1 rRNA gene is annotated in these 264 nt (G+C 53.0%); it reads right to left on the bottom strand.

The features are described from left to right. Positions 1-264: ribosomal RNA gene (locus tag GTP90_RS37785) — 23S ribosomal RNA — on the bottom strand; the annotation flags it as partial.

Raw genomic sequence — 264 nt, forward strand, 5'->3', positions numbered from 1 at the left:
GTTCCTTCTCCCGAGTTCTCTCAAGCGCCTTAGAATACTCATCTCGCCCACCTGTGTCGGTTTGCGGTACGGTCTCGTATGACTGAAGCTTAGAGGCTTTTCTTGGAACCACTTCCGATTGCTTCAGTGCCTAAGCACCTCGTCCCACTCCCTTGAATTACGCGCCCGGATTTGCCTAAGCGCCTTCTATGAAGCAGAAACTGACTATTCCAACAGTCAGACAACCTTCCGCGATCCGTCCCCCCATCGCATCATACGACGGTG

This window comes from Duganella vulcania, from assembly GCF_009857655.1.
Lineage (GTDB): Bacteria > Pseudomonadota > Gammaproteobacteria > Burkholderiales > Burkholderiaceae_D > Rugamonas > Rugamonas vulcania.